This window comes from Paractinoplanes toevensis (genome assembly GCF_018332695.1).
GTDB classification, from domain to species: Bacteria; Actinomycetota; Actinomycetes; order Mycobacteriales; family Micromonosporaceae; genus Actinoplanes; species Actinoplanes toevensis.
This window is the reverse complement of the sequence record NZ_BOQN01000038.1, coordinates 26,501-41,230: the sequence shown is the minus strand read 5'-3', so window position 1 is coordinate 41,230 and position 14,730 is coordinate 26,501. Positions and strand designations below refer to the sequence as shown.

Sequence of the window (14,730 nt, the reverse complement as noted above, 5' to 3'; positions counted from 1 at the left end):
CCGTGTCGCAGTTGCGCGCATCAGCTTTCCTCGAGAGCATGGACGACGACCTGACCCGCCTTGCCGCCGACCTCCGCGAACGTGAGCTGCTCGGGTCCCGCCAGGCCGGGATCAGTGCCGCGATCACCGGGCTCACCCAGACCATCGAGGGGCTGCGCCGGCGGCACGCGATCGAGCAGCGGGACGTCGACCGCTTGGAGAACTTCTCGCTGGCCAGGCTGCTGGCCACCGTCCGCGGTTCCCGCGAGCAGGCCCTCGACCGGGAGCGGGCCGAGGCGGAGGCGGCGCGCTACCGGGTGGCCCAGGCCCAGGACCGGCTCGACGCGCTGCGCGCCCAGCTCGCCCACGTCGAGGAGCGGCTGGTGGCGACGTCGACCGCGCCCGCAACGTACGCGATGCTGCTGGCCGAGAAGGAACGGCAGCTGCTGACCGACGGCACCGGCCCCGGCGGGCGGCTGGCCGAACTGGCCGAGCAGCGCGGCCGCCTGACCGCCGAACTCAAGGAACTGACCGAGGCGGAGGCCGCCGCCCGGGCCGCGGCGCGGGCACTGGCCGACGCCAACGAGATGCTCGATTCGGCCGACAACTGGTCCACCGCCGACACGTTCCTCGGTGGCGGCGGCCTGAGCAGCTTGGTCAAACACAGCCGCCTGGACGACGCGGCGGCCCGGGCCGCCGAGGCCGACCGCCGCCTGGCGGTGCTCCGAGCCGAACTGCGCGACGTAGACCTGGCCCTGCCGTCCCTGGCCGGCCGGCTGACGCTGGGCGGTTTCACCCGCTTCGCGGACGTCTGGCTGGACAACATCTTCACCGACCTGTCGGTGCGCGGCCAGATCAAGGACGGCCTGGGCCAGCTGGGCGAGGCGTCCCAGCAGGTAGGCCGCATCCGCAGCGCCCTGGCCGCGCGAATCACCGAGACCCGCACCCAACTGGCCCTGCTGAACCAGGAACGAACAACCCTCCTGCACCCCTGACCCGCCCCGGCGACCTTTAGGTTGAGCAGGTGACTCGGATCCCTCGCCTGGCCGCCCTGCTCGCCCTGGTCGCCGCGCTGCTGGCGCCCGGCGTGGCGTGGGCGCAGGCGCCCGAGCGCCTCGCCGGTCAGGTCACCGATCAGGCCGGGGTGCTCGATGACCGCGCCGCGGTCGACGACGCCCTCGGCGAGCTGCAGGAGGACACCGGCATCCAGCTGTTCGTGGTGCTGGTCGACTCGTTCGACGGCACGCCCGCGCAGCAGTGGACCGACGAGACGGCCCGGCTCAGCGACCTCGGCGACCGCGACGCTCTGCTGGCCGTTGCCACCGGGGACCGGGCCTACGCCTACTCGTTCCCGGACGACTCGCGGTTGACCGACAGCGAGCTCGCCGACGTCGCCGCTGACGACATCGAGCCGGCCCTCGCGAAGAACGACTGGTCCGGCGCGGTGATCGCCGCGGCTCAGGGTTACGGCAAGGCGGCCGGCGCCGGGAGCAGCCTCACCTGGGTGATCGTGATCATCGTGCTGGTCATCGTCGTGGCCCTGGCCTGGGTCTTCCTGCGGCGCCGCAGCAAGGCCCGGTCCGCCCCGGTGCCCGCGCCGCCGGCCGGGCCGAGCCTGGCGGAGCTGACCGACCGGGCCAACGCGCTGCTGATCGAGCTCGACGACGACCTGCGGGCCAGCGAGCGCGAGCTGGAACTGGCCGCCGGTCAGTACGGTGCGGCCGCGGCCGAGCCCTTCCGCGCGGCACTTGCCGCTTCCCGTCAGGATGTCGCCGAGGCGTTCCGCCTGCGGATGACGCTCGACGAGATGCCGGCTCCCGACGAGGCCACCCGGCGGCGCACGCTCGCTCAGATCATCGAACGCTGCCAGGCCGCCGACGCCCGGTTGGACGCGGAGTCCGAGTCCTTCGACCGGCTGCGCGACCTCGAGGGCCGCGCCGCCGAGGTGGCCGACGAACTCGACCGGCGACGCACGGCACTCGAGGCCGCGCTGCCCGCGGCCGCCGCCACGGTCCAGGACCTCCTTTCGCGGTACGCGGGCAGTTCGGTCACCGGCATCGCCGCCAACGTCGACCAGGCCCGCGAACGGCTGACGTTCGCCGCGTCCGCCCTCACCCAGGCCCGCACCGACCTGGGCGACGCCGACGCCCAGGTCTCGGGCGGGGACAGCGCCACAGTCCCGGGTGGCGACCGCGCCGAGGCCGCGCTCGCGGTCCGGGCGGCCGAGCAGGCGGTGGATCAGGCCGATCAGCTGATCGCGGCGGTCAACCGGGCGGCGGTCGACCTGCCGGCCGCGCGGGCCGCCGTCGATGCGCTCATTGCCGAGGTGACGGCCGAGATCGCTGCGGCACGGGCCGTGCTGGGCGGGGGTGGCGCGGTCCCGGCCGGGTTGGGCGGCGCGGTGTCCGCCGGTGAGCAGGCCGTGGCCGAGGTACGGGCGGGCCTGGCCGCCGCGCAGCCCGATCCGGTCGCCGCGGCCGCCCGGCTGCAGGCCGCTGACGCTGCCCTCGACGACGCCCTGGCCGAGGCACGCGACACCGCCGAGCGGGACTCCCGGGCGCGGAGTCTGCTCGCCCAGGCACTGCCGGTGGCCCGGGGCGAGGTGGCCGCGGCCGACGACTTCATCACCACCCGCCGGGGCGCGGTCGACACGGGTGCGCGGGCGTCGCTCTCCGAGGCCCAGCGGCACCTGGCCCTGGCGGAGAGCCTGGCCGCGTCCGACCCGGGCGCCGCGCTGACCGAGGCCCAGCAGGCGCAGCAGCTGGCCGCCCACGCCGGCCAGGTCGCCCGCACCGACGTGCAGGGCTGGGGTGGGGGCGGCGGCTTCGACGCGGGCTCCTTCGCCGGCGCGGTGCTGGGCGGCATCCTGGCCGGCGGCTCCCGCTCGCGCGGCGGCTTCGGCGGCGGGGGCGCTAACTGGGGCGGCGGCGGCTTCGGCGGCAGCGGCTCCCGAGGCCGCCGAACCGGTGGCGGCGGTGGCGGCGGTCGCCGCGGCGGAGGCGGCCGCTTCTAGCGGTGATTCACGCGCAGGCTATGCAGTGGCGGGCGAACGGCCGCGCGCCGAGTCGCTCCTGGGCGATCGGCTTTCCGCATCGTTCGCAGATGCCGTAGGTTCCCCGGTCCACGCGGCTCAGTGCGTCGTCGACCTCGGTGATCCGCTCGCGGGCGGCGGCCAGCAGTGCGGTCAGCTGGGCGCGCTCGAAGCCTACGGTGGCGCCCTCCGGGTCGTGCTCGTCGTCGGCGTTCGAATCCCTCGACGCGGCGAACAGCGCCTCCAGGTCCCGGGCCAGCGTCGCCTCCTCGGCCACCGCGCTCGCCCTCAGCCGCAACAGCTCATCCCGGACCATCCTCGCAGCTTAACGACCTCCACCGGCCGCGGACATCGTCGTGGGGCCGGAGCCGACCGGCCGGGACGCGGATGATCGGATCGGACCGGGACGGTCGGGCGCGGCCCGGGTGCCGGCGCCCAGGCTTGACGTCGAAGGGAGGCACCGTGATCTCGGCACTGAACCAGCTCGTCAGCACCGTCGAGGAGCATCTCACCGCGGAACTGGACGTCAGTGGCCTGGCCCGGACGCTCGGCACCACCGAGTACCACCTGCGCCGGATGTTCTCGTCGCTGGCCGGCATGCCGTTGTCGGAGTACGTCCGCCGACGCCGGATGACCGTTGCCGCCGCCGACGTCGTGCGGGGCACGGACGACCTGCTGGGCATCGCGGTCCGGTTCGGGTACGGCTCGACCGAGGCGTTCGGCCGCGCGTTCCGGGCGGTGCACGGCGCCGGCCCGGGTGACGTGCGCCGGGACGGCGGCCCCCTTCGCACACAACCGCAGCTCAGGTTCCGCCTGACCGTCGAAGGGAGCACCCCCATGGACACCCGCATCGCCGACCGGCCCGCGTTCCGGCTCGTCGGGCACGCCGCCCGCGTGCCACTGATCCACCACGGCGTCAACCCGCACATCCAGCGGCACATCACCGCCCTGCCGAAGGAGGAGCCGGCCCGGCTGAAGGCGCTGAGCGACACCGAGCCGGCCGGCCTGCTCGCCGTCTCCGACGATCTCGATCCGGACCGCACGGAGGGCAGCGAGCTGACCTACCTGCACGGGGTCGCCGTCACCGGCAACACGCCCGTGCCGGACGACCTCGACGTCATCGAGGTACCTCCGGGCCGGTGGGCGGTCTTCCGCAGCACCGGCCCCTTCCCGCAGGTGTTGCAGAGCACCTGGGCCGCGACCGCGACCGAGTGGTTCCCGGCCAACCCCTGGCGGCTACGCCCCGGCCCGGAGATCGTGGCGGTGCTCGACCGCGCCGAGGATTTCAGCACCGCGACGTGCGAGCTGTGGTTGCCGGTCGAACCGGCCTGACCGGCCTCATTCCGTACGGGAAACCGGCTCGAAAGCGGCCAGGAGCTCGCCGATCAGCGGCGCCGCGGCGGGGTGCGGCGCTCGGCGGGGCGTGATCGAGTAGATGCCGCGGGTGGGCGGATCGACGAGGGGCACAGTGGTGACGTCGGTCCGCAGCGCGCCGCCAGATCTTGAAAAGTGCAGCACTCAGCGGGGTGCGAACTCGACAAGTTCGCCGCGGGCCATACAGTCGATGCCGGATATAGACGGCATATCGGGCTGCCGTGGTCGGAAGGCGGAAGCACCGCACGCGCGGCGGGAGCCTAGGCCCGCGCGGTGGCCGGAAGGCGGAGCGTCGCACGCGTGGCGGAGCCTAGGCCCGCGCGTCTTCCGGCTCCGCGTCGCTTTCGGCGACCCCCTGCCGGACGGCGTGGTGCTGTGGCCCCGACCCGGCGGGCCCCGGCATGCCCGCACGCGTCGTGCGGGTCCCGGGCGCCGGCGCCGCGACCTTCGTCCCGGAAGCTCCCTAGCGGTCAGAAGAGGATGACATACCGGCTATGTCCGATGTCGACAGCTCGATCAGACACGATCTTGTGGACTTTCCGCGAGGACAGAACGGCAACTCCACAAGATCTGCGATGCCGGGCGTCAAGACGTGGCATCACCCCGTCGCGACCGGGGCGCATACGTATAAAACGCCCTCCGAGCATAGCGGCGCATCTGGGTGAGCAGCGCGAGGCGTTGCCGCGCGCGGGCTGCGTGCGTGTGTCGTTGCGCGAGAGTCGCGGCACGTGCTGGTGTGGCACGCTGCTTGCGGGGTGGCGGCGGTCGGGTGATGGTGCGGTTGGTGACGAGTCTCCCGTACCGGAAAGTGGGTTTGATTCTCGCGAACCCGACCTCAAGAGCCGGCGGTCAGCGGGCACAGGTAGGGGTGATCGTGGCCGGTGAGCCGGCCGCGACGAGCATGCCGAAGGTTGTCGAGCCGCCGGGCGGCAGCGTCCCGTTGTACGAGGCATTGTGGATCGTTACGTCGGTGTTGCCGTCCTGGGCCACCCCGTTCCACACCGACACGATCTGCTCGCCGCCGGCCCACCGCCACGAGACGTACCACGAGCCGAGCGTCTCGGCACCCACGTTGCGCACGGCAACGGTGGCGACGAAGCCGCCGCCCCACGCGCTGTCGATCGTCACGGTGGCGGTGCACGCCGCCAGCGCCGCGGTTCGCCCGGTTCCGATCACGTACGGGTCCCGGCGTCCGTCGGCGCTGAACCGGAACCAGTAGGCGGTGTCGGGCGTCAGGCCCGCGATGGTCACCGTCCCGTTGCGCTCCGGCCCGGACACCGCCTCGGCCACCGGGTTCAGCCACTGCCGGGCATCCTCCGAAGTGGCGAAGAGAGTCACGGTGACCGGCGGGTTGTAGCCGCAGGGCGGGGTCAGCAACATCGAGTAGCTGACGGAAAGGCTCCGCGCGGTAACGGCGGTGACCGATCCGCCGACCGGCAACGCCGGCGGGCACGTGAGCGTCGGCCCGGGAGTCGGGTCGGCCGCCGCCGTCGAGGGCGACGCCACAGCGCTGCCCACCAGACCCGCCAGCGACAGGGCCACGCCACCGAGCACAACACCAATCCTGACCAGCATCGCTACCTCCACCGACGGCCGGGACGACCGGACACCGGCACCATATCGAAGTCTGCCGATGAAGGAAGTGCCATCTCAGGGGACGCGAATCAGGGCAGCAGCTGGTCCAGCGAGGGAGTCTTCTTGAAGATCCCGTCCTTGCGCCCCAGTTGAGCGACCTTCTCCAGGGATGCCCGGTTGATGCTCTCCGGCCAGCTGGGCAGGATCATGCTGATCCGCACGGTGTCGTTGATGGGCGTGTAGGTGCCCACGACATCGCGCACCTCCTCGGGATGCGCGGCCGCGTAGTCGAGGGACTCCCGGATCGCGTCGGTGAAGTCGGCGACCAGCTTGGGGTTCTGCGCGATGGTCGCCTGGCTGGTGAAGTACAGCGCGACGGTCAGATCGGCCGCGGTGTCGACGAAGTTGGACGCCACCACGTTGCCGCCCGAGGTGAGGATCTCGGACAGCTGGGGTTCGACCACCCAGGCCGCGTCGATCTTGTCGGCCCGCAGCGCCCCGGCCATCTGCGGGAACGGGATCGCCTCGAACGTGAGCGAACCGGCGTCGCCACCGGCCTTGCGCACCGACTGGCGGACCGTGGTGTCGCCGATGTTCTTCAGGATGTTGACGCCGATCTTCTTGCCGACCAGGTCCTTCGCCGTCCGGATCGGACTGCCGTCGCGCACCACGACGGCCGAGAAGTCCCGGCCGGCCCGGCCGGTGGAGGCCACCCCGCTGGCCACCGCCTTGAGGGGTGCGCCGTCGGACTGGGCCGCCATCAGCGACGTCACGTTGCTGAAGCCGAACTGGTACTTCCCGGCGAGCACCCCTTTGACGATGGGGCCGCCGCCCTGTTCGGCGGTCAGGGCGAGGTCGATGCCGCGCTTGCTGAAGAACCCCTTGGCCTTGCCCAGGTAGATCGGGGCCACGTCGATGATGGCGATGACCCCGACGTCGACCTTGGTGCCGACTGCGCCGGCGCCGTCGGCCTCGACGTCGGAGGTGCACGCGGACGACGCCAGCAGCGTCGCGACAACGGCGAAGACGGCGAGGGTACGACGCATGTCCACTCCTGGATTTCGTCGGCGCGAAGCTTGCGCCCGGCGAACCCTATGCCGATCTTCCTAGTTTGCGCGACTACCAAATTGGCTAAAGGTTGTGGCGGGTTTACGCAACGTTACGACGCCGGGAAGCTGACCCGGGCGACCATGCCGGAGCCGCGTGCACTGTGCAGGGTCAGCGCGGCACCCTGGGCCTCGCAGATCCGGCGGCTGATCGAGATGCCCAGCCCGAGGCCGGCTTTCTCCTGACGGCGGGCCTCGGCGCAGCGGTAGAACGCGGTGCCGAGCCGGCTCAGCTCGGTCTCGTCCAGGCCGGGACCCTGGTCACGGACCTCGATGGTGGGCTGCTCGCCGGGCAGCACCGAGACGACCACCGGGGAGCCCGGCCCGCCGTGGTGCAACGCGTTGTTGACCAGGTGTGACAGCGCGATCTCCAGCAGCCGCTGGTCGGCGGTCACGCACACCGGCCGGCCGGGGAGGTCCAGCACCACGCGAGCGCCGGCCGGTCCGAGCTCGGCCAGCACCGAACGCATAGCGTCACGCAGGTCCATCACGGACCGTTCGCCGATGGGGGCGTGGCGCTGCTGGTCGGCGGCGCGCAGCAGGTTGTCGACGGTGCGGCAGAGCCGGTCGGCGTTGCGGCGGACGGCCTCGGCGTGCCGGGTGAATTCTGGGTTGATCGCGTCCGGGTGGTCGGTGAGCATCTCCAGCTGGCCGCGGATGACGGTGAGCGGGGTGCGGACCTCGTGCGAGATCGTGGTGATGACCTCGTCCTGGTCGATCGGCAGGGGCAGCGGCTGCTGTTCGGTGAGCAGGTGCCGCAGCGCGGTCTCGGAGTCGATGCGCTTGGCGATGCGCTCGAGGAACCGGGTGGTGGTCTCGGCGTCGATCTGGCGGGGGCCCGGGTCGAAGACGCAGAGTGCGCCGACGATGTGCCCGTCGTGGTGCAGCGGCGCGGCGGCCAGGAACCGGACGTGTGCGGAGCCCGCGACCAGCGGGTGCTGGGACATCCGCGGATCGTGCGCGGCGTCGTCGACGGCGACGGCGTGGTCGGCCTCCGACACCATGTCGCAGAGCGAGGCTGCCTTGGGCACATCGCCGAGGAAGGGCATGCCATGGCCGACGGCCACGTGGGCCTCGGTGTCGCCGATGACCTTGAGAGCGGCCATCGGGGCCCGGCAGACGTCCGCCACCATCTCCAGCACGTCGGGCACGTCAGCGACGGCGGCCCGGTACCGGGCGGCGGCGACGTTCTGCGAATGCGCCTTGCTCATGACGGACGTACCCATTTGGTTTCCTCCCCCGCGGACTTCCGATGCAGCGAGAATCGGCAGGACCGCCGCCGGTGGAACGATTCCGGAGGAGCAAGCGGGGAGCCAAGCGGGTCACCAATCGTGCAGGGTTCCGTCGGTCAGACGGTTCACCGGCAGGGCGGCCGGCCGGTACGGATAGGCAGCGGCCAGCGATTCGTCGATGTCGACGCCGAGGCCGGGTTCCTCGGCGGGGTGCAGGTAGCCGTCGGCGAAGCGGTAGCCGTGCGGGAAGACGGCGTCGGTCTCCGGGGTGTGCGGCATGTACTCCTGCAACCCGAAGTTGGGGATGGCCAGGTCGAGGTGCAGGGCGGCGGACATGCAGATCGGCGACAGGTCGGTGGCCCCGTGCGACCCGGACCGCACCTGGTAGAGCGCGGCCAGGTCGAAGATCCGCCGCAGGTGGGTGATCCCGCCGGCGTGCACGACGGTCGCCCGGATGTAGTCGATCAATCGCTCCTGGATCAGCTGAGAGCAGTCCCAGATGGTGTTGAAGACCTCCCCGACGGCCAGGGGTGTGGTGGTGTGCTGCCGGATCAGCCGGAAGCCGTCCTGCAGTTCGGCCGGGACCGGATCTTCCATCCAGGTCAGCGCGAACGGCTCCAGCGACTTCCCTAGTCGGGCGGCCTCGATGGGGGTGAGCCGGTGGTGCACGTCGTGCAGGAGTTGCAGCGTGGGCCCGAATTCCGACCGCACCGCCTCGAAGACCGCGGGGATGTGCGCGAGGTAGTCAGGCGTGGCCCACGAGGCGACGGAGGCGACCCCGGCGGTCGCCGGCTCATAGACCGGCCCGGCGGAAACTCCGTAGATGTCCGGAATTCCAGGAACAACAGCCTGCACACGTACGGCCTGGTAGCCCAGTGAGATGAACCCGGCGACCGAAGCCAGCACATCAGGAATCGATGATCCGCTGGCATGCCCGTACACCCGAACGCCGGACCGCGACCGACCGCCCAGCAGTTGGTAAACGGGAAGCCCGGCCACCTTGCCCTTGATGTCCCACAGCGCGGTGTCCACCGCCGCGATGGCGGTCATCGTGACCGGCCCGCGCCGCCAGTAAGCTCCGCGATAGAGGTATTGCCAGGTGTCCTCGATCCGCGCCGGATCCCGCCCGATCAGCGCCGGAACGACGTGTTCGGTCAGGTAGGCGGCGACCGCGAGCTCCCGCCCGTTGAGCGTCGCATCCCCCACGCCGGTCAGGCCGGAATCGGTCACGATCTTCAGGGTGACGAAGTTGCGGCCGGGACAGGTGACGATCACCCGGGCCTCGACGATCTTCAATCCACGTCCTCCTTGACCCGGGCCACCAGCTGGGTCGGGTTGACGAAACGCAGCGCCACCACCAGCAGCACCAGCATCATCGACGTGTAGATCACGGCCATCGCGTCGACCGACTGCTGCGCCCGGATCCCGGCCGCCGACATCGTGTAGTAGAGCGCCACCACCAGGGTCTGCGAGTCCGGCCCGGCGGTCAGGAAGGTCAGCTCGAACATGCCGACCGTGCGCACCAGGACCAGGATCGACGCGGCCAGGATGCCGGGCACCAGGAGCGGCGCCAGGATCCGCGCGAAGACCTGCCAGGTGCGGGCGCCGCACATCCGCGCGGCGCGTTCGATCGCCGGGTCGACCTGCTCGATGAACGGGGTCATGGTGAGGATCACGAACGGGATCGACGGCACCAGGTTGGCGAGCACGACACCGGACATGTTGCCGGCGAAGCCGTACTTGTAGAGCACGGTGGCGAGCGGGATGCCGTAGGTGATCGGTGGCATCAGGATGGGCAGAAGAAACAGCAGATAGAGAAGGCGCCGGCCGGGGAATTTCTTGCGCGCCAAAACATAAGAAGCGGGTACGCCTACGAGCACCGAAATCAGCACGACCAGCATCGACACCTCGATCGTGACGACGAGAACCGCGGGCAGCGTGAATTCCCGCCAGGCCTGGCCGTACCACTGGCCGGTCCAGCTCTCCGGCAGCCACGTGTCGAACCAGCGCCGCCCGAACGAGCTGACCAGCACCGAGAAGATGACCCCGGCCAGCATGACGAAGAAGAAGGTCACCGCTCCCCAGACCACCCAGGCTCCCGGGCTAGCGACCAGACGACGCCTCATCCCTTACCTCCCGTCGAGCCGGTGTAGAACAGCGACCGCACGCCCAGCACGGCCGCGACGACCGCCAGCTCGACCACGCCCATGACCACGGCGATCGCGCTGGCCAGCGAGTAGTCGTAGGCCTCGTAGGCCGCGTGGTAGGCGGCGATGGAGATGACCCGGGTGGACCCGGCCGGGTCGCCGACCAGGATCGCCGACGGGAAGACACTGAACGCCAGCACGAACGTCAGGCAGAACGTGGTGGCCAGCCCCGGCGCGAGCAGCGGCAGCGTGATCCGGTGGAAGCGCGGCCACCAGCCCGCCCCGAGCGTCGCGGCGGCCCGTTCCAGGGTCGGGTCGATGCCGGAGAGATACGACAGGATCAGCAGGAACGCGAACGGGAACCCGGTGATGACCAGGGAGAGGAACACCCCCCAGTAGTTGTTGGTGAGCCGCAGCGGCGCGTCGACCAGCCCGGCGTTGAGCAGGGCCCGGTTGAACCAGCCGGTCGGCCCGAGGAAGTTGAGCAGCCCTTCGGCGGTGAGCACCGTGCCGAGCGTGATCGGCACCACCAGCACCGTGGTGAGCAGCCGTTTCCCGCGGAAACGGCCACGCATCCGGTAGGCGATGGGCACGGAGGCGGCGACGTTCAGGAAGGCGGCGGGCAACGCCAGCTGGAGGGTGGTCCAGATGGTGTCGCGCTGATAGGCATCTTCGAAGAAGTTTTTGTACGCCCCCAGCACGCCACCCTCATCGGGTTGGAAGGACAACCCCATGCCGTACGCGAACGGGTAGACGAACAGGATCAGCACGGCGAGGAGCGCCGGCAGCAGGAGCAGCAGTTGCCGGTCGACGCCGCGTTCGGCGAGCCGGTGCCGCAGCGCGGTCTTCTCCGTCATGCCGGGAACACCAGAACCCGGGCCGGGTCGGCGACCACCGAGATCCGGTCCCCGGGGGCCGGCCGTTCCGCCGCCCGCAGGTGCAGCATCGTGCCCTGCGACGTGCGGGCTTCCACGGCCAGTTCCCGTCCCTGGTACTCGACCACCTCGACGGTGACCGGCACCCCGCCCTCCCCTACCTGCAGATCCTCGGGGCGGACGGCGGCGACCACCTCGTCGCCGGCGGCGAGCGTGCCCACCGCCGTACCCTGCAGAGCCAGACCGGCTCCCTCCACCGTGACCACCGCCGGGGTCACCGCGGTGACCTTCATGGGCAGCAGGTTGCGGTAGCCCATGAAGTCGGCCACGTGCCGGTTGGCGGGCCGGGTGTGCAGCTCCTCCGGGGTGCCGATCTGCTGGACCCGGCCGTCGCGCAGCACCACCAGGCGGTCGGCCATGGACAGCGCCTCCTCCTGGTCGTGGGTGACGTAGACGGTGGTGAGGCCCAGGCTCTGGTGCAGGCGGCGGATCTCGGTGCGCATCTCCAGGCGCAGCTTGGCATCCAGATTGGACAGCGGCTCGTCCATCAGCACCAGCGACGGTTCGAGCACCACCGCGCGGGCGATGGCGACCCGCTGCTGCTGCCCGCCGGAGAGCTGACCGGGCAACTTGGTGGCGTGCTCCTCCAACCGGACCAGCTTGATCGCCTCGTCGGTGCGGCGGCGCACCTCGGCCCGGGGCAGCCGCCGCATCTGCAAGCCGAACGCGATGTTCCGGCGCACCGACAGGTGCGGGAAGAGCGCGTAGCTCTGGAACACCATGCCGAAGCCCCGGCGCTCCGGCGGCAGCGTGTCGAGGCGCTGGTCGTCCTGCCAGATGCTGCCCTCGGACAGCGGGAGCAGGCCGGCCAGGCAATTGAGTGCGGTCGACTTGCCGCAGCCGGAGGGGCCGAGCAGGGCGATGAACTCGCCCTGCTCGATATCGAGGGTCAGGCCGCTCAGCGCTTCCTTGCCGCCGAAGCGCCGGGTGACGCTTTTGATCCGGAGCCAGGTCACTTCTTCACCTTCGCGCCGCCGATCTCCCGGTCCCACTTGTCGAACGCCGCGACCAGCGCCTTGGCGTCCAGCGGCACCTCGAGCGGATTGCTCGCGATGAGCTGCTCGTACTCCGGGCGGCCGTACTCGCCGAGGGCCTGCTGGCTCTCCTGCGGGGCCATCGACAGCGGCACGTCCTTGATCGCCGGGCCCGGGTAGAAGTAGCCCTTGTCGTACGCCTTGGCCTGCTGCGCCGGGGTGAGCATGTCCTTGAGCAGGTTGAGGATCGCGGCCTGCTTCTCGACGTCGACACCCTTCGGCACGACCGCGTAGTGCGCGTCGGTGACCCAGTGGAAGCCCTGCAGCGTGCCGACCGCGGCCTCCTTGGGCACGGTGCCGAGCACCCGCGGGTTGATGTCCCAGCCCGTCGTACTGGCGATGATCTTTGCCGACCCGTTGGCCAGGTTCTTCATCGTCTCGCTGGTGGTGGACGGGTAGAGCGTCACGTACTTGTTCAGCTCGGCCAGGTAGGCCCAGGTCTTCGCCCAGCCGTTGACCGGGTCCTTCGGATCGGAGTCACCCAGCAGATAGGGCAGACCCATCAGAAACGTACGGCCGGGGCCGGAGTTGGACGGTCGCGCGTACTGGACCGCACCCGGGTTGGCCTTGGCGAACGCCAGCAGGTCGGCGGCGGACTTCGGCGGACTGGCCACCTTGGCCGGCAGGTACTCGATCAGCGGCCCGGACGGGTAGTAGGTGACCGTGACACCGAAGTCACCGGCCAGCTTCTGCATGGCGGCCGCCCCCGGCAGGTAGTCGTTCATGCCCGGCAGGCGGCTCGCGTAGGTCGGCAGCAGCGGCGTCCACAGGCTCTGGTCGATGCCGGCGGCGAGGCCGTCCACACCGGTCAGCACCAGGTCGATGTCGACGCGACCGGCGTTCTGCTGGGCCTTGACCTTGCCGACCAGCTCGGGCGCGGTGGCCTTGGAGTAGGTGACCTTGGCGATCTGGTCACCGTTCTTGGACACGAACTCGTCGATCATGCCCTGAGTCAGCTGAAGGTCCCCGGCGACGTCGAGGATGTTGATCGTGACGGCCTTCCCCGGCTTGTCCGGCACCGGACCGTCGGTCTTGCCGCTGGATCCGCCCGGTTTGTCGGGCGCACCGCAGGCGGCGATCAGGAGAGTGAGGGCAAGAGCAGCACCTGAAACGATTTTTCTGGACATTTGACACCCTTTCGGCGGCGGAGCGGGGGTCAGCCGGCAGCAGCGGGGTGGGCGAAACCAGCAACAGCCGGAGGCATGCGGCAGCAGATCAAGGAGGGCCGGCCGAGCCCAAAGGCGCGGATTCGGCGGGTGCGGGTTTGGGGGCCGGGTGGACGGGGGCTGGGCCGGTGGACGCGCGGACCATCAGCTGGGTGGGTAGCTCGCGGCGGGCTGCCGGGGAGCGATCCGGGTCGGCCAGGAGTTGCAGGAGCAGGTCGACCGCGGCGCGGCCGGATTGCTCCTTCGGTAGGGCGACGGTGGTCAGGGCGGGATGGACCATGGCGGCCAGCGGGATGTCGTCGAAGCCGAGGACGCTCAGGTCGCCGGGGACCGATACGCCGCGGGCCGTGAAGCGGTTGAGCAGCCCGAGCGCCACCAGGTCGTTGTAGGCGATGACGGCGGTCACCCCGGCCGCCAGCACCTGGTCGGCCGCGGCCACGCCGCCCTCGAACTGCGGCGCCACGCTGCCGATCTCGACCAGCTCGGCACCGGCTGCGGCGCTGACGGTGCGCGCCGAGCGGGCCCGCTCGCGGTTGGCCCAGGAGCTGCGCGGGCCGGCCACGTAACCGATCCGGCGGTGGCCCAGCGCGGTGAGATGGCTGACCGCCTGGCGCATGCCGTCGAGGAACTCGGGGATGACCGACGGCACCCGGGCCAGCCGGCGGTTGACCAGCACCAGCGGGGTGTCGCCGACCAGCGTGCGCAGCTCGTCGTCGGTCATCCGGGGCGAGCACAGCAGCAGGCCGTCGACCTGCTGGGACAGCTTGCGCACCAGGCCGATCTCGGCGGCCGAGTCCTCGTCGGTGTCGGCCAGGAAGACCGCGTAGTCGGCCTCGTGCGCGCGGGCCTGCACACCCTTGACGACGCTGGGGAAGAACGGGTTGCCCAGGTCGGGCACGAGCAGGCCGAGGTTGCCGGTGCGGCCGGTGATCAGGCCGCGGGCGGCGCGGTTGGGGTGGTAGCCGAGGCTCGCGGCGGTGCGCCGGACCCGGTCGCGCGTCTCCGGGTGGACCAGGGCCGGCATGGTGAGCGCGCGGGTGACGGTGGACGCCGAGACGCCGGCCGCGCGGGCCACATCCTTGATCGTCACCGCCATTGCCGACCTCCCGAGTCGGGTTAACGGCTAGTTTGAAATCCATTTCGGACTGATG

Annotated in this window: 14 protein-coding genes; 3 read left to right on the top strand and 11 right to left on the bottom strand. The window is 71.0% G+C overall.

Annotated elements, in window-relative coordinates; genetic code table 11:
• Positions 1 to 38 precede the first annotated feature (38 nt).
• Both Ato02nite_RS12935 and Ato02nite_RS52495 read left to right on the top strand, forming a co-directional pair.
• On the top strand, positions 39 to 974 hold the full coding sequence (locus tag Ato02nite_RS12935) for a hypothetical protein (protein ID WP_213006721.1): 936 nt from the start codon (positions 39 to 41) through the stop codon (positions 972 to 974).
• A 29-nt stretch (positions 975 to 1,003) separates the two neighbouring features.
• Entirely contained in the window at positions 1,004 to 2,992 is a 1,989-nt protein-coding gene (locus Ato02nite_RS52495; protein WP_281419727.1) for a TPM domain-containing protein, read from the top strand.
• 7 nt (positions 2,993 to 2,999) lie between these two features.
• On the opposite strand, the gene Ato02nite_RS12925 is transcribed toward Ato02nite_RS52495, so the two are convergent.
• On the bottom strand, positions 3,000 to 3,326 hold the full coding sequence (locus tag Ato02nite_RS12925; protein WP_213006720.1) for a TraR/DksA family transcriptional regulator: 327 nt from the start codon (positions 3,324 to 3,326) through the stop codon (positions 3,000 to 3,002).
• 146 nt (positions 3,327 to 3,472) lie between these two features.
• Here Ato02nite_RS12925 and Ato02nite_RS12920 point away from each other — a divergent pair, with 146 nt between their 5' ends.
• Positions 3,473 to 4,342 carry an AraC family transcriptional regulator gene (locus Ato02nite_RS12920; protein ID WP_213006719.1) on the top strand — a complete coding sequence of 290 codons (870 nt, stop codon included), beginning with the start codon at positions 3,473 to 3,475 and terminating at the stop codon, positions 4,340 to 4,342.
• Between the two features lie 6 nt (positions 4,343 to 4,348).
• On the opposite strand, the gene Ato02nite_RS52490 is transcribed toward Ato02nite_RS12920, so the two are convergent.
• From Ato02nite_RS52490 to Ato02nite_RS12875, 10 genes are all read right to left on the bottom strand, one after another.
• Positions 4,349 to 4,477, bottom strand: coding sequence for a hypothetical protein (locus Ato02nite_RS52490; RefSeq protein ID WP_281419726.1), 129 nt, complete (start codon positions 4,475 to 4,477; stop codon positions 4,349 to 4,351).
• A gap of 756 nt (positions 4,478 to 5,233) precedes the next feature.
• Entirely contained in the window at positions 5,234 to 5,959 is a 726-nt protein-coding gene (locus Ato02nite_RS12915) for a cellulose binding domain-containing protein (protein ID WP_213006718.1), read from the bottom strand.
• An 89-nt stretch (positions 5,960 to 6,048) separates the two neighbouring features.
• A complete protein-coding gene (locus tag Ato02nite_RS12910; protein ID WP_213006717.1) occupies positions 6,049 to 7,005 on the bottom strand; it encodes an ABC transporter substrate-binding protein in 957 nt (318 codons plus the stop codon).
• A 113-nt stretch (positions 7,006 to 7,118) separates the two neighbouring features.
• Positions 7,119 to 8,291 carry a GAF domain-containing sensor histidine kinase gene (locus Ato02nite_RS12905; RefSeq protein ID WP_213006716.1) on the bottom strand — a complete coding sequence of 391 codons (1,173 nt, stop codon included), beginning with the start codon at positions 8,289 to 8,291 and terminating at the stop codon, positions 7,119 to 7,121.
• 96 nt (positions 8,292 to 8,387) lie between these two features.
• Positions 8,388 to 9,593: a D-mannonate dehydratase ManD gene (gene manD / locus Ato02nite_RS12900; protein ID WP_213006715.1), complete on the bottom strand. Its 1,206-nt coding sequence runs from the start codon at positions 9,591 to 9,593 to the stop codon at positions 8,388 to 8,390.
• Positions 9,590 to 10,423 (bottom strand): ABC transporter permease, encoded by an 834-nt coding sequence (locus Ato02nite_RS12895; RefSeq protein ID WP_213006714.1) that lies wholly within the window; start codon positions 10,421 to 10,423, stop codon positions 9,590 to 9,592. The genes manD and Ato02nite_RS12895 overlap by 4 nt, the downstream gene beginning before the upstream one ends.
• Positions 10,420 to 11,301: an ABC transporter permease gene (locus Ato02nite_RS12890; protein ID WP_213006713.1), complete on the bottom strand. Its 882-nt coding sequence runs from the start codon at positions 11,299 to 11,301 to the stop codon at positions 10,420 to 10,422. Before Ato02nite_RS12890 ends, Ato02nite_RS12895 begins: the two co-directional genes overlap by 4 nt.
• Positions 11,298 to 12,335: an ABC transporter ATP-binding protein gene (locus Ato02nite_RS12885; protein ID WP_213006712.1), complete on the bottom strand. Its 1,038-nt coding sequence runs from the start codon at positions 12,333 to 12,335 to the stop codon at positions 11,298 to 11,300. The genes Ato02nite_RS12890 and Ato02nite_RS12885 overlap by 4 nt, the downstream gene beginning before the upstream one ends.
• The gene (locus Ato02nite_RS12880) at positions 12,332 to 13,540 is read right to left on the bottom strand and encodes an ABC transporter substrate-binding protein (protein ID WP_213006711.1); all 1,209 of its coding nucleotides are present in this window, start codon (positions 13,538 to 13,540) and stop codon (positions 12,332 to 12,334) included. The genes Ato02nite_RS12885 and Ato02nite_RS12880 overlap by 4 nt, the downstream gene beginning before the upstream one ends.
• 88 nt (positions 13,541 to 13,628) lie before the next feature.
• Positions 13,629 to 14,675 (bottom strand): LacI family DNA-binding transcriptional regulator, encoded by a 1,047-nt coding sequence (locus tag Ato02nite_RS12875; RefSeq protein WP_213006710.1) that lies wholly within the window; start codon positions 14,673 to 14,675, stop codon positions 13,629 to 13,631.
• Positions 14,676 to 14,730: the final 55 nt, after the last annotated feature.